At 68.6% G+C, this 20,606-nt stretch carries 15 protein-coding genes and 6 pseudogenes; 2 read left to right on the forward strand and 19 right to left on the reverse strand.

Features of this window, described 5'->3' with window-relative positions; all coding sequences use genetic code 11:
- Positions 1–92: 92 nt before the first annotated feature.
- The 18 genes and pseudogenes from queC to FRZ33_RS00090 all read right to left on the reverse strand — a co-directional run bounded on the left by queC (position 93) and on the right by FRZ33_RS00090 (position 14,800).
- On the reverse strand, positions 93–767 hold the full coding sequence (gene queC / locus FRZ33_RS00005) for a 7-cyano-7-deazaguanine synthase QueC (RefSeq protein WP_146906914.1): 675 nt from the start codon (positions 765–767) through the stop codon (positions 93–95).
- Between the two features lie 39 nt (positions 768–806).
- Positions 807–1,463 (reverse strand): 7-carboxy-7-deazaguanine synthase QueE, encoded by a 657-nt coding sequence (gene queE, locus FRZ33_RS00010; protein ID WP_146906915.1) that lies wholly within the window; start codon positions 1,461–1,463, stop codon positions 807–809.
- A 25-nt stretch (positions 1,464–1,488) separates the two neighbouring features.
- Positions 1,489–2,301 (reverse strand): tol-pal system protein YbgF, encoded by an 813-nt coding sequence (gene ybgF / locus FRZ33_RS00015; RefSeq protein WP_146906916.1) that lies wholly within the window; start codon positions 2,299–2,301, stop codon positions 1,489–1,491.
- 3 nt (positions 2,302–2,304) lie between these two features.
- Entirely contained in the window at positions 2,305–2,808 is a 504-nt protein-coding gene (pal, locus tag FRZ33_RS00020; protein WP_146906917.1) for a peptidoglycan-associated lipoprotein Pal, read from the reverse strand.
- A gap of 62 nt (positions 2,809–2,870) precedes the next feature.
- Positions 2,871–4,189, reverse strand: a pseudogene (gene tolB, locus FRZ33_RS00025) (Tol-Pal system beta propeller repeat protein TolB).
- On the reverse strand, positions 4,186–5,133 hold the full coding sequence (locus FRZ33_RS00030) for a protein TolA (protein WP_146906918.1): 948 nt from the start codon (positions 5,131–5,133) through the stop codon (positions 4,186–4,188). The pseudogene tolB and the gene FRZ33_RS00030 overlap by 4 nt, the downstream one beginning before the upstream one ends.
- Positions 5,133–5,567 carry a protein TolR gene (tolR, locus tag FRZ33_RS00035; protein ID WP_146906919.1) on the reverse strand — a complete coding sequence of 145 codons (435 nt, stop codon included), beginning with the start codon at positions 5,565–5,567 and terminating at the stop codon, positions 5,133–5,135. Before tolR ends, FRZ33_RS00030 begins: the two co-directional genes overlap by 1 nt.
- 44 nt (positions 5,568–5,611) lie before the next feature.
- Entirely contained in the window at positions 5,612–6,388 is a 777-nt protein-coding gene (tolQ, locus tag FRZ33_RS00040; protein WP_146906920.1) for a protein TolQ, read from the reverse strand.
- 16 nt (positions 6,389–6,404) lie between these two features.
- A pseudogene (gene ybgC / locus FRZ33_RS00045) lies at positions 6,405–6,804 on the reverse strand (tol-pal system-associated acyl-CoA thioesterase).
- The gene (gene ruvB, locus FRZ33_RS00050; RefSeq protein WP_146906921.1) at positions 6,801–7,832 is read right to left on the reverse strand and encodes a Holliday junction branch migration DNA helicase RuvB; all 1,032 of its coding nucleotides are present in this window, start codon (positions 7,830–7,832) and stop codon (positions 6,801–6,803) included. Before ruvB ends, ybgC begins: the two are co-directional and overlap by 4 nt.
- Before the next feature lie 55 nt (positions 7,833–7,887).
- The gene (gene ruvA / locus FRZ33_RS00055) at positions 7,888–8,487 is read right to left on the reverse strand and encodes a Holliday junction branch migration protein RuvA (RefSeq protein WP_146906922.1); all 600 of its coding nucleotides are present in this window, start codon (positions 8,485–8,487) and stop codon (positions 7,888–7,890) included.
- Between the two features lie 135 nt (positions 8,488–8,622).
- Positions 8,623–9,150 carry a crossover junction endodeoxyribonuclease RuvC gene (gene ruvC / locus FRZ33_RS00060; RefSeq protein ID WP_146906923.1) on the reverse strand — a complete coding sequence of 176 codons (528 nt, stop codon included), beginning with the start codon at positions 9,148–9,150 and terminating at the stop codon, positions 8,623–8,625.
- A pseudogene (locus FRZ33_RS00065) lies at positions 9,147–9,879 on the reverse strand (YebC/PmpR family DNA-binding transcriptional regulator). The gene ruvC and the pseudogene FRZ33_RS00065 overlap by 4 nt, the downstream one beginning before the upstream one ends.
- A 57-nt stretch (positions 9,880–9,936) precedes the next feature.
- Positions 9,937–10,566, reverse strand: a complete 630-nt coding sequence (locus FRZ33_RS00070; protein WP_227978363.1) for an esterase/lipase family protein — start codon at positions 10,564–10,566, stop codon at positions 9,937–9,939.
- Positions 10,567–11,370: 804 nt separating this feature from the next.
- Positions 11,371–11,883 carry a GNAT family N-acetyltransferase gene (locus tag FRZ33_RS00075; RefSeq protein ID WP_146906925.1) on the reverse strand — a complete coding sequence of 171 codons (513 nt, stop codon included), beginning with the start codon at positions 11,881–11,883 and terminating at the stop codon, positions 11,371–11,373.
- A 4-nt stretch (positions 11,884–11,887) separates the two neighbouring features.
- A pseudogene (aspS, locus tag FRZ33_RS00080) lies at positions 11,888–13,652 on the reverse strand (aspartate--tRNA ligase).
- A gap of 129 nt (positions 13,653–13,781) precedes the next feature.
- A complete protein-coding gene (locus FRZ33_RS00085; protein WP_146910536.1) occupies positions 13,782–14,333 on the reverse strand; it encodes a hypothetical protein in 552 nt (183 codons plus the stop codon).
- Between the two features lie 167 nt (positions 14,334–14,500).
- On the reverse strand, positions 14,501–14,800 hold the full coding sequence (locus FRZ33_RS00090) for an FmdB family zinc ribbon protein (RefSeq protein WP_146906926.1): 300 nt from the start codon (positions 14,798–14,800) through the stop codon (positions 14,501–14,503).
- A gap of 182 nt (positions 14,801–14,982) precedes the next feature.
- Between FRZ33_RS00090 and FRZ33_RS00095 the strand changes: the two are divergent.
- Together FRZ33_RS00095 and ggpS are read left to right on the forward strand one after the other, a co-directional pair.
- Positions 14,983–16,217 (forward strand): annotated as a pseudogene (locus tag FRZ33_RS00095) (MFS transporter).
- Positions 16,214–18,594 (forward strand): annotated as a pseudogene (gene ggpS, locus FRZ33_RS00100) (glucosylglycerol-phosphate synthase). Before FRZ33_RS00095 ends, ggpS begins: the two co-directional pseudogenes overlap by 4 nt.
- A 42-nt stretch (positions 18,595–18,636) precedes the next feature.
- Here ggpS and FRZ33_RS00105 read toward each other — a convergent pair.
- Positions 18,637–20,538, reverse strand: coding sequence for an ABC-F family ATP-binding cassette domain-containing protein (locus FRZ33_RS00105; protein WP_146906927.1), 1,902 nt, complete (start codon positions 20,536–20,538; stop codon positions 18,637–18,639).
- Positions 20,539–20,606 lie beyond the last annotated feature (68 nt).

Raw genomic sequence — 20,606 nt, forward strand, 5'->3', positions numbered from 1 at the left:
AAGATTAAAAGTCTTCTGCTCTACCGACTGAGCTAACGGCCCAACTGTTTGAATACCCTGCGCTAGCCGCGCAGGGCGGCAATTCTAACCCATCAGCCGCGCGGCGCGTAGCGCGTGGGGTCGGCCAGGCCGGCGGCGGCGAAGCCCTCGGCGCGCAGGCGGCAGGCATCGCACTTGCCGCAGGCGCGGCCCTCGGCATCGGCCTGGTAACACGACACCGTGCGGCTGAAATCCAGGCCCAGGCGCTGGCCCTCGAGCGCGATCTGCGCCTTGGACATCCGGATCAGCGGCGCATGCACCTTCAGGCGATGGCCTTCGACGCCGGCCTGGGTGGCCAGGTTGGCCAGGGCCTGGAAGGCGGCGATGAACTCCGGGCGGCAGTCGGGATAGCCCGAATAATCCACCGCGTTCACGCCGCAGAACAGGTCGTCGGCACCCAGCACCTCGGCCCAGCCCAGGGCGATCGACAGCATGATGGTGTTGCGCGCCGGCACGTAGGTGATGGGAATGCCGGCGGCGGCGGCTTCCGGCACGGCGATGTCGGCGGTGAGCGCCGAGCCGCCGATGCTGCGCAGGTCCACCGTCACCACCTTGTGCTCGGCCGCGCCCTGACTGGCCGCCAGTTCGGCCGCGGCGGCGAGTTCGGAGGTGTGGCGCTGGCCGTACGACACGCTGAGCGCATGGCAGGCGAAACCCTGCTCGCGCGCCAGCGCCAGCACCACCGCCGAATCCATGCCACCCGAGACCAGTACGACTGCTTTTTTCATCTTCGCTCTATCCGCATGAACTCGTGCCCGGGCCGCACTTCAGCGCCCCTGCGCATCGCCCCACAATTGCTTGTGCAGCTGCATCTGGAACCGCACCGGGAGTTTGTCGGCCAGTATCCACTCGGCCAGCTCGCGCGGCGCCACCTGGCCGAACGAAGGCGAAAACAGCACCTCGCAGCGCTCCGGCAGTGCGTGTTCGGCGACCATGCCGCGCGCCCATTCGTAGTCGGCGCGGTCGCAGACGACGAACTTCACCTGGTCGTGCACGGTCAGCAGCGGCAGGTTTTCCAGCCGGTTGCGGTGCATTTCCTTCGAGCCCGGCGTCTTGAGGTCCACCACGCGGCTCACGCGCGGGTCCACGCCGGCGATGTCGATTGCGCCCGAGGTTTCCAGCGACACCTCATAGCCGGCGTCGCAGAGTTTTTCCAGCAGGGCCAGGCAACGCTTCTGCGCCAGCGGCTCGCCACCGGTGACGCAGACGTGGCGCACGCCGTGTTTCGCCACTTCGGCCAGGATCGTCTCGATGTCCCACCACTCGCCGCCGTGGAAGGCGTAGGCGGTGTCGCAGTACTGGCAGCGCAGCGGGCAGCCGGTGAGGCGCACGAACACGGTGGGCCAGCCGACCGCGCGGGCTTCGCCCTGCACGGACAGGAAGATTTCGGTCAGGCGCAGGCGCTCGGCGGCCGGGGTTTGCATGACATTCGCCGGCGCGGGGCCGGGCTCAGCGGTTTTCGAGGGCGAGCGTGCGCAGGCGGCTCTCGGCCTTCGCGGCCGGATCGGTGCCCGGGTAACGCGAGATCACGTCGCGCAGGGTCGCTTCGCCTTCGCCACGCTGGCCCAGGGCGATCTGGCAATAACCCGTCTTGAGCAGCGCGTCGGCTTCCTTGCGCGAGCCGGCGTACTGGCCCAGCAGGGTCTGGAAGGCCTGCAGCGCCAGCTCGTAGTTCTGGGTGACGTAATAACTTTCGCCCAGCCAATAGTAGGCGTTGGGCAGCAGCGCGCTCTCCGGATAGTCCTGGATGAAGGACTGGAACAGGCGGGCGGAGTCGGCGGCTTCGTAACGCTCGACCAGGGCGTCGAGCGCGGCCTGGTAGGTGGCCTGCTCGGCGGCGGGATCGACCGGAGCGGCCGTCTCGGTGGTGGCGCTTGCCGCCGGAGCGGAAGTGCTGGCAGCAGCGGCAGGCGCCGCGGCTGCGGAATCAGGGGAGGCCGCAGCAGCCGGTGCACCGCCCTCCAGCCGGCTCAGGCGGCCGTCGAGGTCGATGTACTGCTGGCGGTTGTTCTGCTTGAGCTGCTCGATTTCATTCTGCAGCGTCTCGACGAGGCCACGCAGGGAGCGGACTTCGCTCTGCAGCTCGACGATGCGGTTCTGGGCTTCGAGATTGGCCTGGCCGGCGCTCTGGTTCTGGGCGTTGGCGGCGTTCTCGAGCAGGGTGACACGTTCGGCCAGGCTCAAACGCTGGGCCATGGCCGGGGTGGCCGCCACGAGGGCGGCCACCACGGTGACAACGCAGAGGATGCGCTGACGTCCCATCGCTTACTTCGCGGTGTAGACGATTTCGACGCGGCGGTTCTGCTGCCAGCAGGTCTCGCTGGTGTCGGTGCAGGTCGGACGCTCTTCACCGTAGGACACGACGGTGATCTGGCCGGCCGAACCACCCGCACCCTGCAGGGCGCCGGAGACGGCATTGCCACGGCGCTCGCCCAGTCCCAGGTTGTACTCGCGGGTGCCGCGCTCGTCGGCGTTGCCTTCCAGCGTGACGCGCGATTCCGGACGGTCGGTCAGGTACTTGGCGTGGCAGGCCATGATGGCCTGGAACTCCGGACGCAGGGTGTCCTGGTCGAAGTCGAAGTACACGGTGCGCTGACGCAGGCAGGCGTCGGTGTCCAGGTCTTCCGGCGAATAACGGCCGTCGTCCACCGGGGCGACCGGGGTCGGGGTCGGCTCGGGGGTCGGGGCTTCTTCCTTGACCTTCTTGGAGCAGGCGGCAAGGGCGATGACGATGGAAGCGGCAAGCAGCACGCGGGTGGCGGTATTCATGGGGAACCCTCTCGATTTTCGGAATGCAGTGATGGAGCTTGTTGTTGTGTGGCCCGTCCTAATTACTTCTGCCGATAAGGTGACCAGGCGGGCTCCCGGACGTCACCATCAGCCAATACCAATCGCTGCCTGACCCGACCGTCGGCCGAAGCCGCGTACAGCACGCCACGACGGCCTTCCTTCGTGGCGTACAGCAGCATGCTGGCGTTGGGGGCGAAGCTGGGCGACTCGTCGAGGTTGCCCGGCGACAGTGTCTGCCAGCGACCCGCACCGCCGAAGCTGCGGTCAAGAACGGCAATACGATAAACGTTTCCAGTGCCCTGCGCCATAGCTATCTTCTTGCCGTCAAAGGAAATACTGGCCTTTGCGTTGGAATCGCCGGCGAAGCTGAGGCGGGTCGCCTCACCGCCCGTGGCGGGCACCTGGTAGAGCTGCGGCTTGCCGGCCCGGTCCGAGGTGAAGACCAGGGACTGGCCGTCCGGGGTCCAGACCGCCTCGGTGTCGATGCCGTAGTGGCGGGTGATCTGGGTCAGCTGCTGGCTGGCCAGGTCCATCACGTAGATCTCGGGGTTGCCGGACTTGGACAGGGTCAGCGCCAGCTTGCGGCCGTCGGGCGAGAACGACGGTGCGCCGTTGATGCCCTTGAACGAAGCGATGGGCGTCTCGAAGCCGACGCCGCTGTAGATGTCGATGATGTAGACCGAGGAGTTGCCGCGGCGGAAGCTGACGAAGGCGACCTTGCGGCCGTCCGGGCTCCACGCCGGCGACAGGATCGGCTCGGCGCGGTTGGGGATCAGCACGTGCGGATTGAAGCCGTCGGCGTCGGCCAGCACCAGCGAATAACGCGTGCCCTCGCCCACGCCATTGGCGATCACGTAGGCGATGCGGGTCCAGAACGCGCCGCGCACGCCGAGGATCTTTTCGTAGATCTGGTCGGCGATCTGGTGCGCGACGCCGCGCATGCCGCGCGCGTGGCCGTCCACCGCCATGCCCAGCAGGCGTTCCTGCTTGGCGACGTCATAGAGTTCGTATTCGACCCGGTAGCCGCCGTCGGCGCTGTCGAGCACCCGGCCGACCACGATGAAGTCCTGCTTGAGCACGCGCCAGGTCGGGAACTTGATCTCGCTGCCGCGGATGGGCTTTTCGATCACGTCCTGTTCGATCAGGGCGCGGAACTGCCCGGAGCGGTTGAGGTCGGCGCGGATCACCGCGGCGATGTCGGTGTCGGGGGCGACGCTGGTGCCGGGTAGGGCATCGGCACGACCGCGATCGGCAGCGCGGATTCGTTGCCGGTGACCAGGCCGATGTCCAGGCCCTGGGCGCGGACCAGGCCCGCGGGCAGCAACAGCGCGAGCGCCAGGAAGGAAAGGAAACGTCTCATCGTGGGCAGGCCTCTTCGGGGTAGCAGAACGTCAGGTCGATCTGTCGCTGGAACACGGGTTCGAAACCGGCGTACGGCATGGGCGAGCGGCGCAGCGCACGTTCGACCGACTCGCGGCCCTGGGCATCGAAGCCGCAGGACAGGAACTGCACGTCGATCACGTCGCCGCCGGGGATCTGGGTGAAGCGCACCTTGCAGGCCACCTGTTCGGGTGCGAGCGCGCGGTTCCAGTTCAACTGCGCGGTCTGGTGCAGGGCCAGCGCGTACCGCGCCGCCAGGTCGGTGTCGGTGCCGTTGTTGCCGCCGGCCTGCACCGGCTCGCGCGCGGGTTGCGGTTGCGGCGTGGGCTTGGCCTGGGCGTCAGCCAGTTGCTGCAGGCGCTGCTCTTCCATCTTGGTGCGGCGCTCGGCGGCTTCGCGTTCCTTGCGGATTTCCTCGAGCTGGGCGCGCAGGCGCTGCTTGCGTTCGGCTTCTGCCTGCTTCTCGCGTTCGGTCAGGTCGATCTGTTCCTGGCGGCGCTTGGCTTCCTGCTCTTCGCGCTCCTCGGCCTGCTGCTGCTCCAGCGCCAGGCGGGCGACCGCTTCCTGGTCCACCGGCGCGGGTTCGGGCTGGGCTTCCTGCGGCTTGGGCTGCACCTGTTCGGGTGCTGTCTGGGGCTGCGGGGCCGGCAACGGCTGCGGCGGCGGCGCGGTTTCGACCGGGGCGCGTTCGGCGGGCTTCGGGGCTTCCTGGGCGGCCTGCTCCGCCACGCGCACGTCCGAGGGCGACACGACCAGCGCGGCCTCGACGACAGGGCCCGCCACGGACACCACCTTGGGGATCGGCTGCCACCAGCCGGCCAGCAACAGCAGCACGACGATGGCCACGTGCAGCGCCAGCGCCATCAGCACCGGCATCAGCAGCTCGTCATTGCCTTCGTGCTGGCGGATGGCCTCGGCGTGCATCACTTGTCCGCGGGTTGTCCCATCAGGCCCACGCGCGGCACCCCGGCCTGCTGCAGCAGGACCATGGTGTCGAACACGGTGGAATAGTCGGCATCACGCGCGCCGGCGACGAACACCGGCACGTCGGGATTGGCGCGCACGAAGGCCGCGACCTTGGCCTGCAGCGTGGTGGCGTCGATCGGTTCGTTGGCGCCGCCCTCGAGCTTGAGCGTGTAGGCGCCGTCGGCGGTGACCGAGACGATCACCGGTTCCTTCTGCTGCTGCACCGGCTTGGCGTTGGCCTGCGGCAATTCGACGTCCACGCCCAGGTTCAGCAGCGGCGCGGTCACCATGAAGATGATCAGCAGCACCAGCATCACGTCGATGTAGGGCACGACGTTGATGTCGGCCTTGAGCTTCTTGCGCTGGCGGTGGCGGGTGATGGTGGCGGACATGCGTCAGCTCTCAACGTGTGGTCGAAGGAAACGGGGTTGGCCGCTCACTCCTCGACGTGGGACTGCCGCTGCAGGATCGAGGAGAACTCCTCGGCGAAGGATTCGTAGCGCACGCTCAGCCGTTCGACCCGGGTGGCGAAGCGGTTGTAGGCCCAGACCGCCGGGATGGCCACGAACAGGCCCATGGCAGTGGCGAACAGCGCTTCGGAAATGCCCGGCGCGACCGCGGCGATCGAGGCGCTGGCCTCGGTGGACAGGCCATGCATGGTCACCATGATGCCGAACACGGTGCCGACCAGGCCGACATACGGCGCGGTGGAACCGATGTTCGCCAGCAGCTCGAGGTTGTGTTCCAGGCGGTCCACTTCACGCGCGAAGGTGGCGCGCATGGCGCGCTGGGCGCCTTCGAGCTGGGTTCGGCCGTCGAGGCCCTTCTTCTGGCGCAGGCGGGCGTATTCACGGAAGCCGGCCTCGAAGATCGCCTCCAGGCCCGACACCACCCGGTTGCGGTCGGTGGCCGAGCGGTAGAGCTGGGTCAGGTCCACACCCGACCAGAAGCGGGTCTCGAACTCGTCGGCCTCGTCGGTGGCGCGCACGTAGATGCGGTTCTTGCGGAAGATGATCACCCAGCTCAGCAGCGAGCCCAGCGCCAGCAGCAGCATGATCACCTGCACCGGCAGGCTGGCCTGCAACAGCAGCTGCACGTAGCTGATGCCGTGGCTGCCCGCTTCCGCGGCGGCGTCGGCGGCGGCCGGAAGCGCCTCGGGCGGCAGTTCGGTCACCGGCGCGGCGGCAAGGATCAGGGCATGGGTCAACGACATCGCTGGGACTCCGGATTCAGGATGGGTCCGCGGCCAGCCACTCGGGCAGCGGCCGCGGTTTGAAGCTGGAAGCGGTCAGGCAGGCCACGCGTACCGTCGCGCGGACCAGGGCCTGGCCACCCCGGGTGATCTCCTGCTCGATCAGCAGGCTGGCTTTGCGGCGCTCGGTCATGACGGCACTGACCCTCAGTTCGTCGTCGAGTTTCGCGGGTTTGTGGAAGTCGATGTTCATGTCGCGGATGACCAGGACCAGGTCCTCGCTTTCGCGCAGGGCCTGCTGTCCCACCCCTGGGCGCGCAGCCATTCGGTGCGCGCGCGCTCCATAACCGCACGTAGCTGGCGTGATAGACCACCCCGCCAGCGTCGGTATCCTCCCAGTAGACCCTTATCGGGAAGCTGAACGGATCGCCGTTCATGTCTCGAAAAGATCGGGATTCGGCTGTTTTTTCGGGGCTTTCAGGCCGAGATGGGTATAGGCCTTGTGGGTCACCAAACGGCCGCGCGCGCTGCGGACCAGGTAACCCTGCTGGATCAGGTAGGGCTCGATGACGTCCTCCAGCGTGCCGCGCTCCTCGCTCAGGGCCGCGGCCAGCGATTCGACGCCGACCGGGCCACCCTCGAAGTTCTCGATGATCATGGCCAGCATGCGGCGGTCGAGCTGGTCGAAACCCTCGGCGTCCACCTTCAGCATCGCCATCGCGTCGTCGGCCACTTCGCGGGTGATCACGCCGCCGGCGCGCACCTGGGCGAAGTCGCGCACGCGGCGCAACAGGCGGTTGGCGATGCGGGGCGTGCCGCGGCTGCGGCGGGCGATCTCACCCGCCCCGTCCGGAGCGCATTCGATGCCCAGGATGGTGGCCGAACGGCGCACGATCCGCGTCAGCTCCTCGGCGCTGTAGAACTCCAGCCGCTGGACGATGCCGAAACGGTCGCGCAGGGGCGCGGTGAGCAGGCCGGCGCGGGTGGTGGCGCCGATCAGGGTGAAGGGCGGCAGGTCGAGCTTGATCGAGCGGGCGGCGGGGCCCTCGCCGATCATGATGTCGATCTGGAAGTCCTCCATCGCCGGGTACAGCACTTCCTCGACCACGGGCGAGAGGCGGTGGATCTCGTCGACGAACAGCACGTCGTGCGGCTGCAGGTTGGTCAGCAGCGCGGCCAGGTCGCCGGCGCGTTCGATCACCGGGCCCGAGGTCTGGCGCAGGTTCACGCCCAGTTCGTTGGCGATGACGTGGCTGAGCGTGGTCTTGCCCAGGCCCGGCGGCCCGAAGATCAGCACGTGGTCCATGGCCTCGCCGCGGCCCTTGGCGGCCTCGATGGCGATCTTGAGCTGTTCGCGGACGGGCTGCTGGCCCAAGTAGTCGTCCAGCCGCTTGGGCCGGATGCTGGCCTCGGCCAGGTCGTCTTCGCGGGTGGCGGCGGGGGCGATGACGCGGGTGTCTTCCATGGGCGTCGATTATGGCAGGGAAACTGCTGCCAGCCGGCCTTCCGGCCGGTCTTTTTCAGCCGCGCAGGACCGACTTCAAGGCCTTGCGGATGATGTCCTCGGCGCTGTCGCCGGGTTCGGCCTGCTTGAGCATGCGCTGCACTTCGGCCGGCTTGTAGCCCAGCTGGGTCAGGGCCACGCTGGCTTCCGCGACCGGGTCGGCCGGCACCGCGCCGCCCTTGCCGGTGACCACGGCAATGCCGCCGCCGGCGAAATCGGCCGCGCGGTCGCGCAGTTCGACCACCATGCGCTCGGCGGTCTTCTTGCCGATGCCGGGAATGCGGGTCAACGCGGTGATGTCGCCGGACTGCACCAGGCGCGCGAAATCGTCCACGCTGGCACCGGACAGCACGGCCAGCGCGATCTTGGCGCCGACGCCGGTCACCTTCTGCACCTCGCGGAACAGCCGGCGCTCGGATTCGGTGAGGAAGCCGTACAGCGCGACGCCGTCTTCCTTCACCGCGTAATGGGTGAACAGCGTGACCTCGCGACCGACCTCGGGCAGGTCGTAGAAGGTGCTCATCGGCGCCGACAGCTCGTAGCCCACGCCGCCCACGTCCACCATCAGGGCCGGCGGCGCCTTGTAGACCAGCAATCCCTTCAATCTACCGATCATTCTTCGTTTACTCCGGAGCTTGGCCCCTCCCCCTGCTCGCAGGGGGAGGTTGGGAGGGGGTGGAACTTCGGAGCAAGCACTCACCCCTCCCCAGCCCTCCCCTGCAAGCAGGGGAGGGAGTTTGTCTGTGCGCGCTCACCTGCGACGCCTCAGCAATGCAGCCGTCAGGCCGGAACGGCCGGCGGTGGCGCTGGTGTGGGCGTGCGTCAGTGCGACCGCGAGCGCGTCGGCGGCATCCGCCTGCAGTTTCTGTTCGCCCAGATTGAGCAACAGGCGGACCATGTGCTGCACCTGGGTCTTGTCGGCGGCGCCGCTGCCGACCAGGGACTGCTTGATCAGGCGTGGCGCGTACTCGCTGACCGAGAGGCCGCGGCGCACCACCGTGGCGATCGCGGCGCCGCGGGCGTGGCCGAGCTTGAGCGCCGAGGTCGCGGACTTGTCCATGAACACCGATTCGATGGCGACCACCGTCGGCTGCCATTGGTCCAGCACTTCCTCCAGGTCGAACACCAGCTTGCCCAGCCGTGCCGGGAAGTCGTCGGTGTCCACCAGCAGGTTCAGCGCCTGGCAGTGCACGTAGGCGCACCTGCCCGCGGCGTCGACATCGATCAGGCCGATGCCGGTGCGCTGCGAACCCGGATCGATGCCGAGGATGCGGGTCACTGGTAGGCGGCGTCGCCCAGGTCGGCGTTGGAGTAGACGTTCTGCACGTCGTCCAGGTCCTCGAGCATGTCGAGCATCTTCTTGACCTGCAGCGCGGTGTCGCCGGTCACCGCGATGTCGTTCCCGGCGCGCATCGTCACCTCGGCATCCAGCGGCACGAAGCCTGCTGCGGCCATGGCGGCTTTCACCGCTTCGAAGGATTCGGGCGCGGTCAAAACTTCGATCAGGCCGTCTTCCGGATAGCTGGCCACATCGTCGGCGCCGGCCTCGATGGCGGCCTCGGTGATCGCGTCCTCGCTGCTGCCCGGGCCGAAGCTGAGCACGCCCAGCTTCTTGAACATGAAGGCAACCGAACCGTCGGTGCCGAGGTTGCCGCCGCACTTGTTGAAGGCATGCCGCACGTCGGCGACGGTGCGCACCTTGTTGTCGGTCAGGCAGTCGACGATCACCGCGACGCCGCCCGGTGCATAACCTTCGTAGCGGATTTCCTCGTAACTCACGCCCTCGAGTTCGCCGGTGGCCTTCTTGATGGCGCGTTCCAGCACGTCGCGCGACATGTTCACAGCCAGGCCCTTGTCCACGGCGGTGCGCAGGCGCGGGTTGGACTTGGGGTCGCCGCCGCCCAGGCGTGCGGCGGTGGAAATCTCGCGGATGATCTTGGTGAAGACCTTGCCGCGTTTGGCGTCCCTGGGCGTTCTTGCGCCCTTCGATGGCCATCAATCTGCCCATGGAACCCTGCTTGATCGTGTGCGAAGCGGCGATTATACGGCCGCCGGGGTCCCCGCCTCAGGCCGGAAACCGGCCGTCGCGCAGGAAACCCGCGGCCAGTTCGGCCACCGGGGCCGAAAAGATCATGCCGGTGTGGCTGACCGGCAGCACTCGATGGTCGGCCAGGCCCGGCAGGCGGGTTTCCCAGACGGCCACGGTGCCGTCGCTGGGTCCGTCGAAAGCACCGAACAGCCTGCCCAGGCCCGCGGCCCGCGACCCCGCGACCACCCCGACCTCGCGGCCGCTGGGCACGTTGACCAGACCCGCTTTCAACAAGGTGGCGCTGCGACCCAGCAGGGGCGAAAGATGGTTCATGGCCATGCCGCGGGCGGCACTGCTGCCCGCCAGCGGCGAGCCCAGGCAGACCACCCGCCCAGGCGGCAGGCCGGCATGACAGGAAAGCGTTTCCAGCGCCATCAGGCCGCCCAGGCTGTGGCCGACCAGGTGCACCGGGCCGGGCGCAAGCGATCGAAGTTCCGCGGCCAGGCGGTCGACAGTCGCTCCCGGCCACTGGAACAGGCTGGCGTAGTCGAACCGGTGCGTCGTGAATCCCCGTGCTTCGAGCCGGCGCGCAAGCGGCACCAGGCTCAGGCCGCGCATCCAGACGCCATGCAGCAGGACGACGTGTTGGCGGGGCGTGTCGCTCAGGGCGCGGCTCGGGTCGGGACCAGGGCGGAGTCTAAGCCGGGATGGCGGGGATTTGGGCTGATCTGCGGCTGGGGGGGCTTGAGGCCTGCCTTTGTTTGCCCACTTATCTGGGCCGGCAACACCGGGGAAGTGGATACCTCTTTCTGCTCAGTGAAGCCTTTTATTTCGCAGAAAGAGGTATCCACTTCCCCGGCGCTGCCGGTCGTGTCGGCGCGGTTTCGTGACGGAGTTCTTGGGGGCATAGGCGCCCTGCATACGCGTGTGGCTTGGCGGGCTTCCGCGTGTGCGATCTTTCCTGCGGATCTCGCGGTTAAACGGGACGAGCCCCTTCTCCACACCGCGTCACGTCGCGGCGCGTTCCCCTGAACGCGTCTGGTGCCATTGGGGCAAGTGCGGAAGGAGTGCTCGCCGCGGAGCGGCGAAAGGCGGGCGGCGCGATGCGCCGCACACCCCTGCCCGATTTTCGCCAGAAGCACCGCGCTCGCCTACAACCCAATCTCGCCCCGAAGGCACCAGACGCGTTCAGGGGAACGCGCCCGCGATGGGCGAGCCGCCGGCTTTTCGCGTTGCCCGCCTTAGCCAAACGTGATGCGCAGGAAAGATCGCACACGCGGAAGCCCGCGAACCCGCACGCGTACGCCGAGCGCCGATGCCGCACCGGCCCTCCAATCAGCGATCCGGGTGAAATGCACCGGCAGCGCCGTGGAAGTGAAGGGCTCTTTCTGCGAAATGAGGCTTCACTGAGCAGAAAGAGCACTTCACTTCCGCGGTGATGACGGCGCCAGACACCGCGACTACGAAACGTCAGCCGGCGTCCCGCCGCAAAGTAAACTCGCGATCGACCACGCGCCCGACCGGGAACTCATGTTCGCCGACTTTAACGAAGCCGTGCCGGGCGTAGAACCGCTGCGCGCCAACGTTCTCCGACCACACGCCGATCCACAGCGTGCGCGGGCCGTCGGCCAGCAGCCAGTCCATCACCATATGGAACAGCCGCCCGCCCCAACCGCCGTTCTGGTGCTCGCGCAACACGTACAGGCGCTTGAGCTCGCCGTCGCCGGGCTTCACGTCCGGGTTCGGCAGGCCACAGGGGCCGGCCGCGGCGTGGCCGACGATTTCGCCTTCGTGCTCCAGCAGCCAGACCGCGTAACCCGGCGTCTCCAGGATCACGCGCTGGCGATCCACCGCATAGGACTCGCGCAGGAACGCCTCGAGGTCCTCGGCCGGATAAAGATGTCCGAAGGCCTCGACGAAAGTGCGCTCGGCGATCCGTGAGAGCGCCTCGGCGTCGGCGGGCGTGGCGCGACGGATCTGCACCCGATTATTCGGCCTTCGGCCGCACCATCACGTGCACTTCGGCCAGCTGCGCGTCCGGCACCGGCGACGGCGCGCCGGTCATCAGGCACTGCGCGGTGGTGGTCTTCGGGAACGCGATGACGTCGCGGATGGACTCGGTGCCGGCCATCAGCGCGGCGATGCGGTCGATGCCGAAGGCGATGCCGCCATGCGGCGGCGCGCCGAAGCGCAGCGCGTCGAGCAGGAAGCCGAACTTGCCCTCGGCCTCCTCGGCGCCGATGCCCAGCAGCTCGAACACCGCGCTCTGCATGTCGGAACGATGGATGCGGATCGAACCGCCGCCGATCTCGTTGCCGTTGAGCACCATGTCGTAACCGCGCGAAACGGCGATGCGCGCATTGGCCTTGAGTTCGGCGATGTCGTCGATGGCGGGCGCGGTGAAAGGGTGGTGCAGCGCCACGAAACGCGACGCCTCGTCGTCCCACTCGAACATCGGGAAATCGGTGACCCACAGCGGCTTCCAGCCATCGGCCACCAGGTTGAAGTCCTTGCCGGCCTTCAGGCGCACCGCGCCCATGAAGTCGCTGGTCCTGTTGTAGCCGCCGGCGCCGAAGAAGACGATGTCGCCCTTCTGCGCACCGGTCGCGGCCAGCAGCGCGGCGAACGCGTCTTCGGCGAAGAACTTGGCGACCGGTGAGTTCACCGCGCCGTTCTCGTCGAGCTTGGCGTAGGCCAGGCCCTTGGCGCCGTACTTGGCGGCGTGCGCGGCGTATTCGTCGATCTGCTTGCGGCTCAGCGACGCGCCGCCCGGGATGCGCAGCGCGGCCACGCGGCCGTCGGGATCATTCGCGGCGTCGGTGAAGACCTTGAACTCGCAGCCCTTCACCAGCTCCGCCACGTCCACCAGTTCCAGCGGATTGCGCAGGTCGGGTTTGTCGGAACCGAAGCGGCGCATGGCCTCGGCCCAGGTCAGGCGCGGGAAGGTGGCGTCGAGATCGGCGTCGATCACTTCCTTGAAGATCGCGCGGATCATGCCCTCGACTTCATCCTGCACGTCGGCCTCGCGCACCCACGCGAACTCCATGTCCAGCTGGGTGAACTCGAGCTGCCGGTCGGCGCGCAGGGCCTCGTCGCGGAAGCAGCGCGCGATCTGGTAGTAGCGGTCGAAGCCGGCCACCATCAGGATCTGCTTGAACAGCTGCGGCGACTGCGGCAAAGCGTAGAACTCGCCCGGATGCATGCGCGCGGGCACCAGGAAGTCGCGTGCGCCTTCCGGCGTGGCCTTGGTCAGGATCGGCGTCTCGATGTCCATGGAAACCGCGCGCGTCGAGGAAGCGGCGCAGCGCCTGCACCAGCTTGATGCGCGTGCGCATCATCTTCTGCATCTCGGGGCGGCGCAGGTCGAGGTAGCGGTACTTCAGGCGGGTTTCTTCGCCGGCGTTCTCGTGCGCATGGAAAGGCAGCGGCTCGGCCTTGTTCAGCACCTCGATTTCCGTCGCCAGCACTTCGACCTTGCCGGTGCGGATCCTGTCGTTCACCGAATGGCGCGCGCGCACCACGCCGGTGATGCGCAGGCAGTCCTCGTAATGCACCTTCGACGCCGCGGCCACGACGGCGGCGTTGCCGGCGTCGTCGGACGGCTCGGCCACCACCTGGACGATGCCCTCGTGGTCGCGCAGGTCGATGAAGCACAGGCCGCCCAGGTCGCGGGCGACGTCGGCCCAGCCGCAAAGGGTGACGGTCTGGCCGATCATCGACTCGTCGACGAGGCCGCAGAAATGGCTGCGCATGGAAACTCCGGAAGGGTGCGCCGGCCCGGACGGGCGGCGGAAAGTGTTGAATTTTAGGGCCCGCGCGGCCATGGCCGCAAATCAGGGCCCAAGGCCCGGAGCCTGGGCTGCGATCCCGCCCGGTCAGGGCTACTGGATCGCGCTGCCCCGGGGCGCCGGCGGGGGCGGCACCGGCTGCGTCAGGTCGAACTCGACCTGGAACAGGCGGCCACCCGGGCGCGCGAGTTCATACAGGAACCGTTTGCCGGGCTCGATCTCCATGGCCCAGGTGTTGGTGACCGAGGCCTTCAGGCCCTCGCGCTCGAACATCGCCACCGATTCGGCGTCAACCGGGAAGGCCTGGCGGATCGCGGTGCCGGCGCTGTCGGTGTCGCCGCCGTACATCGTCACCGCATCGGGGCTGCCGTCGGCGTGGCGGTGGTCGTGCTTGAGGCGCAGGCCGGCCGGCGTGCGGGTCAGCACCCAGGTGCGCGAATGGTCGTCGCCGACATGGAAAGGCACCCGCAGCGCGTCCGGGCCGCATTCGCGCACGTGCATCACCAGCGCCTTGCCGGCGAAGGGGTTGTCGGCGCTGGCGGGTTCGTCCACCACCACCCTGCCGGCGAAAGCCTGGCCGCAATGGCGGGCGATGGCGGCCATGAAGGCGTCGGCCGGCGCGGCGGTGACGCCGGCATCGTCCATGGCGGGTGGCGGCAGCGGTTCGGGCAGGCCCGGGATCGCGACGACGGGTTCGTTCTTCGGCGCACTGGCGCAGGCGGCCAGCAGCAGGGCGGTGGCGAGCAGGCTCGCGGTCGGGAGGATTTTCATGGCCCGACCCTACCCCGCCCCGCTGGAGCCGGGCAACCGGCTCAGCCGGCGGGTTTGGGATCGGCGGGTTTGGCGGCCGCGGCCGGAGCCGGGGACGGCTCGGGCTTGGCCTCGGCTTTGCCGGTCGAACCCTCGGCCAGGTTGCGCTTCCTGTCGCCGTCCTTCTTGAAGTCGGTTTCGTACCAGCCACCGCCGGCCAGGCGGAAGCTGGGCGCGGTCAGCTGGCGCCCCACCGCTTCGGCGCCACAGGCCGGGCAGGTGGTGGGGTCCGGGTCGGACATCTTCTGCAGGCGGTCGAAGGTGTGGCCGCACTGGGCGCATTCAAAGGCGTAGATGGGCATGTGTCGCGGAATCTTGGGGGCCGGGGCCGAGTGCGCGCATTAGTGGGTATGGGCGGCACGAGTTCAAGCCCAGGCACGGGGCGCGCGGCCGGCAAGTGACTGAATCTAGGTTAATTTTTCAATCAGATCAATGTGTTACAATTCGCGGCCCTGCAAAAACAGGACAAACGATGATATCCGTGGTGCTGCCCCTGACCGCCCTGCTGGCGGGCGTGGCGCTGCTCCTTACGGGCAGCGGCCTCCTGGGAACCTTGCTGGCGGTGCGCGGCGGGCTGGAGGGCTTCGACGAACAGACCCTGGGCCTGGTGATGTCCGGCTACTTCGCCGGTTTTTTCCTGGGCACCTATACCGCGCCGCCGCTGATCGGCCGGATCGGCCATGTCCGCGCCTTCGCGTTCTGCACCGGCTTGTGTGCGATCGCGGTGCTGCTGCACCCGCTGTGGGTGGATCCTGGGCCTGGTTCGGCCTGCGCGTGCTCACCGGCGTGGCCCTGGTGGGGCTGTACACGGTGATCGAGAGCTGGCTCAATGCCCAGCCCCAGCCCGAACACCGCAGCCGCATCTTCGCGATCTACATGGCGGTGAACCTGACGGCGCTGGCCGGTGGCCAGCTGCTGCTGGGCCTGGGCGTGGACCGCGGCTTCGCCCTGTTCAGCCTGGTGGCGATCCTGGTCTGCGCGGCGGCACTGCCGGTGACGCTGACCCGGCTGGCGCAGCCGAGTTTCCCGCCGACACCGCGGCTGGGCCTGGCCCGGCTCTACCGCACCGCACCGGCGGCAGCGGCCAGCGCCGGGCTGTCCGGGGTGGCGATGGGCGCGTTCTGGGGCCTGGGCCCGGCCTATGCCGCGCAACTGGGCCTGGACCGCAGCGGCATCGCCTGGTTCATGGTCGCCACCATCATGGGCGGCGCCCTGCTGCAGTGGCCGCTGGGACGTTTGTCCGACCGCGTGGACCGGCGCATCGGCCTGGCCCTGGCCTGCGCACTGGCCGCCGGCGTGGCGCTGGCCGCCGGCGCGGTCACGACCTGGTCGCCGGGTGTGCTGTTCGCGGCGTTTTTCGCCTACGGCGGCCTGGCGTTTTCGATCTACCCGATGAGCGTCGCGCACATGCTCGACACCCTGCCCGCCGACGACCTGCTGGCAGGCTGCAGCAGTCTGCTTCTCGTGCACGGCATCGGCGCGATGTTCGGCCCGGCCCTGGCCGGCCAGGGCATGAGCCACTTCGGGCCGACGGCGCTTCCACTGTTCTTCGCCGGCGTGTTCGGGCTGCTGACCTTCTATCTGCTGCTGCGCCTGACCGCGCACCGCCGCGCCCGCCCGCATCCGGCGCAGTTTCATCCGATGCTGCGCACCACCCCCGGCGCGCTCGGGCTGCTGGCTGAAACCGAATCCGACCCACCCCGCAAGGAAGACCGTTGAGCACCCAGAAAAAAACGCTGCCCGTTGAACGTGACGACACGCCCCACCTGATCCTGGCCACCGACCTCGACGGCACCTTCCTGGCGGGCGACCCGCTGGCGCGCCAGCACCTGTACCGCCTGGTGGACGAACACCCGCGCATCCGCCTGGCCTGGATCACCGGCCGCGGCCTGGAAGCGGTGATGCCCCTGCTGTCCGACCCCGCCCTGCCGCGACCGGACTATCTGATCTGCGATGTCGGCGCGACCGTGGTGGACGGCCGCAGCCTGCAGCCACTGCAGCCACTGCAGTCGACCATCGACGCGCGCTGGCCGGGCGAGCGCCCGGTCGCCGAAGCCATGCGCGAATTCCCCGCCCTGCAGCGCCAGGACGTGCCGCAGGAACGCCGCTGCTCCTATTTCTGTGAACCCGGGGCACTGGAACCGCAACGCGCCGGCATCGAGCGCGCGGCCCGCGACCTGGGTTGTTCGGTGCTCTACTCGGCCGACCTCTATCTCGACATCCTGCCGCCGCGGACCGACAAGGGCCGCACCCTGGCCGCGCTGGCGGCCCAGCTGCGGCTGCCGCGCGAACGCATCCTGGTGGCCGGCGACACGCTCAACGACCTGTCCATGTACGAAGCCGGCTTCCGCGGCGTCTGCGTGGGCGAATCCGAACCGGCGCTGCTGGACGCCACCCGCGAACTCGACCATGTGCTGCACGCCGAGGCGCCCGGCTGCGGCGGCATCCTCGAGGCGATCGAACATTTCGGCCTGCTCGCCGGCGACGAATCGGCACGCCCGGCCAGCGCGGACACGGAACACGGCAAGGCCGACCTGGTGATGGTCTACCACCGCCTGCCGTACGAAGAGGCCGTCGAGAACGGTGCGCTGGTGCGCCGCCGCCCGAGTTCGCCCAACGGCATCATCCCCAGCCTGCTCAGCTTCTTCGGCAAGGGCCAGGCCGGGTCCTGGGTGGCCTGGAGCATCGACGACCCGAAACAGGGTGCGTTCGAAACCCACACGTCGGTGGACGCCGACAACTACCCGCAGCTCACCGCCGTACGCGTGCCGCTGAGCAAGGCCGAGGTGGACGCGTTCTACAAGCGTTTCTCGAAGGAAGCCTTCTGGCCGATGCTGCACACCTTCTGGGAGCGCGCGCGCTTCCGCGAGGAGGACTGGAAGATCTTCCTGCGCGTCAACCGGCGCTTCGCCGAAGCCGCCGCCGCCGAGGCCGCACCCGGCGCCACCGTCTGGCTGCACGACTACAACCTGTGGATGGTGCCCGGCCGCCTGCGCGAACTGCGCCCGGACCTGAAGATCGCCTTCTTCCACCACACCTATTTCCCTTCGGCCGACATCTTCAACGTGGTGCCCTGGCGGCGCGAGATCCTGGGCAGCCTGCTCAGCTGCGACTACATCGGCTTCCACATCCCGCGCCAGGTGGAGAACTTCGTTGACGTGGTGCGCGGCGCGATGCCGACCGAGGTGCTGGCACGCGAATCCTGCGCGCCACGTTTCCTGACCTACGGCTGCGCGGTCGGCCTGGACACCATGACCACGCGGCTGCGCATCCACGGCCGCGAGATCGGCCTGGGCGCGCACCCGGTCGGCACCGACCTGGGCCGCATCCGCTCGGTGCTGGCCCAGCCGGCGGTGCGCAACGGCCTGGAGAAACTGCGCCGCGAGATCAGCCCGCGCAAGCTGGTGCTGTCGATCGAACGCCTGGACTACACCAAGGGCACGCTGGAGAAACTCGAGGCCTTCGACCGCCTGCTCGAAGCCCAGCCGCAACTGCAGGGCAAGGTCACCTGGTGGTGATCTGCGTGCCGGCGGCGAAGGAGATGACGATCTACCGCCAGCTGCAGACCCAGATCGAACAGGCGGTCGGCCGCATCAACGGCAAACATTCACGCCTGGACTGGACGCCGGTGCGTTTTTTCGCCCGGCCGCTGCCGTTCGAGGAAGTGGTGGCGCACTACGCCGCCGCCGATGTCATGTGGATCACGCCGCTGCGCGACGGCCTGAACCTGGTGGCCAAGGAATTCGTCGCCACGCAGGGCCTCGAGGGCGGACGCGGCGTGCTCGTGCTGTCCGAATTCGCCGGTGCCGCCGCCGAACTCAAGGGCGCGCTGCTGACCAATCCGCATGATCCGGCAGACCTCACCGCGGCTCTTGCGCAGGCGCTGGCGATGCATCCGGACGAGGCCGACGGCCGGCTGCGGCAATTGTTCGGAATCGTCGAGGAACACGACGTGGACCGCTGGGGCCGCGACTTCCTGGCGGCGGTGGCCGCCAGCACCGATCACCAGGAGGCCAGCCCCATGCCCACCGTCGCCAATGTCATCCCGATCGCCGCCACGCGCAGTGCGCGCGGCAGGGCCGGCGGCGCCGACTGATCCACGCTGGCCTGGTGGGCGGGTCCCGCCGCGTCCAAGCCTTCAGGCGCCGACGGCCTCGTACAGTTCGAGCCATTCGGCTTCCAGCGTGTCCTTCTCGGCGGCCAGTTCGCCCTGGCGCTGCGCCAGCTGCGCGATCTCGATGCCGCCATCGTTGCCGTAGATGGTGGGGTCGGCGAGCTGGGACTCGATCTGGCCGAGTTCGGTCTGAAGCGCGGCGATGCGCGCTTCGACCTGCTTCAGGCGTTTGCCGGCGGCATCGGTTTCCTGCTTCGTGCGCACCGGCTTCGGCGCCGGGGCCGGCTTCGCGGCGACGGCTTTTACCGCCTTCGGTTCGTTGTTGCGGCTGCGCAGCCAGGCGGCGTATTCGTCCAGGTCGCCGTTGAACTCCTCGACCTTGCCGTCGGCCACGCGCCAGAAGGATTCGCAGACCAGGCCGATCAGGTGGCGGTCGTGCGAGACCAGCACGATCGCGCCGGGGAAATCGCTCAGCGCCTCGGCCAGTGCTTCGCGCATGTCCAGGTCGAGGTGGTTGGTCGGTTCGTCGAGCAGCAGCACGTTCGGCTCGAGGAAGGCGATCAGCGCCAGCGCCAGGCGCGCGCGTTCGCCGCCGGAGAAACCGTCCACGCTTTCGAAGGCGCGGTCGCCGACGAAATTCCAGCGGCCGAGGAAATTGCGCAGCTGCTGCTCGCCGGCGTTCGGCGCCAGCTCCTTCAGGTGCCACAGCGGGCTCTGGCCCTCGTGCAGGCTCTCGACCGTGTGCTGGGCGAAGTAGCCGATGCGCAGGTCCGGGTGCGCGACCCGTTCGCCGTTCAGCAGCGGCAGTTCGCCGACCAGGGTCTTCACCAGCGTCGACTTGCCGGCGCCGTTGGGACCGAGCAGGCCGATGCGGTCGCCGGCCTCGAGGCCGAAGCCGACATCCGCGAGAATCTTCACCCCCACCCTGCCCTCCCCGCAAGCGGGGAGGGTTGAGAGGGGGTAACCGGCATCCACATGGTTGAGCCGGATCAGCGAATGCGGCAGCTTCGGCGGCGTGGCGAAGGCGATGCGGAAACTGCGCTCGGCGCGCACGGCCTCGGTGCCGGTGAGCTTGGCCAGGCGCTTCATGCGGCTCTGGGCCTGGCGGGCCTTGCTGGCCTGGGCCTTGAAACGGTCGATGAAGCTCTGCAGGTGGGCGCGCTCGGCCTGTTCCTTCTCGTGCGAGATCTGCTGCTGGCGCAGGTGTTCGGCACGCTGGCGCTCGAAGCTGGTGTAGTCGCCGGCGTAGAGCTTGGCGCGGCCTTCATGCAGGTGCAGCGTGTGCGTGCTCAGGCCGTCTAGGAACTCGCGGTCGTGCGAGATCATCAGCAGCGTGCCCGGGTACTTCAGCAGCCACTGTTCCAGCCACAGCACCGCATCGAGGTCGAGGTGGTTGGTGGGTTCGTCGAGCAGCATCAGGTCCGAAGGCATCATCAGCGCCCGGGCCAGGTTCAGGCGCACGCGCCAGCCGCCGGAAAAATCCGACACCGGCGTATTGTGCGTTTCCGCCGGGAAACCCAGGCCGTGCAGCAGCTTGCCGGCGCGCGCGGTGCCGTCGTAACCGTTGATCTCGGCCAGGCGCTGGTGCGCGGCGGCGACGCCGTCCCAGTCCTCGGCTTCCATCGCCTTCGCTTCCGCCTGCATCACCTCGTGCAGCTCGGTGTCGCCGGAGAGCACGAAGTCGATCGCCGCATCCGGCAGCGACGGCGTTTCCTGCGAGACGCTGGCGATGCGCACCTTGCCCGGCAGGTCGATGTCGCCCATGTCGGCGTCGTGTTCGCCCAGGATGGTCGCGAACAGGCTCGACTTGCCGCAGCCGTTGCGGCCGATCACGCCCACGCGCCAGCCGGCGTGCAGGGCGAGGTCAACCTGGGACAGCAGCAGGCGTTCGCCGCGGCGCAGGGCGAAGTTGCGGAAAGCGATCATGGACGAATGGATCCGGGCGGCGACGCGGGGGCGCGCATTCTAGCAGCCGGCGCCCCCTGCGGTTTGCC

Origin of the sequence: Arenimonas daejeonensis, assembly GCF_007993735.1 — a bacterium.
GTDB lineage: Bacteria > Pseudomonadota > Gammaproteobacteria > Xanthomonadales > Xanthomonadaceae > Arenimonas > Arenimonas daejeonensis.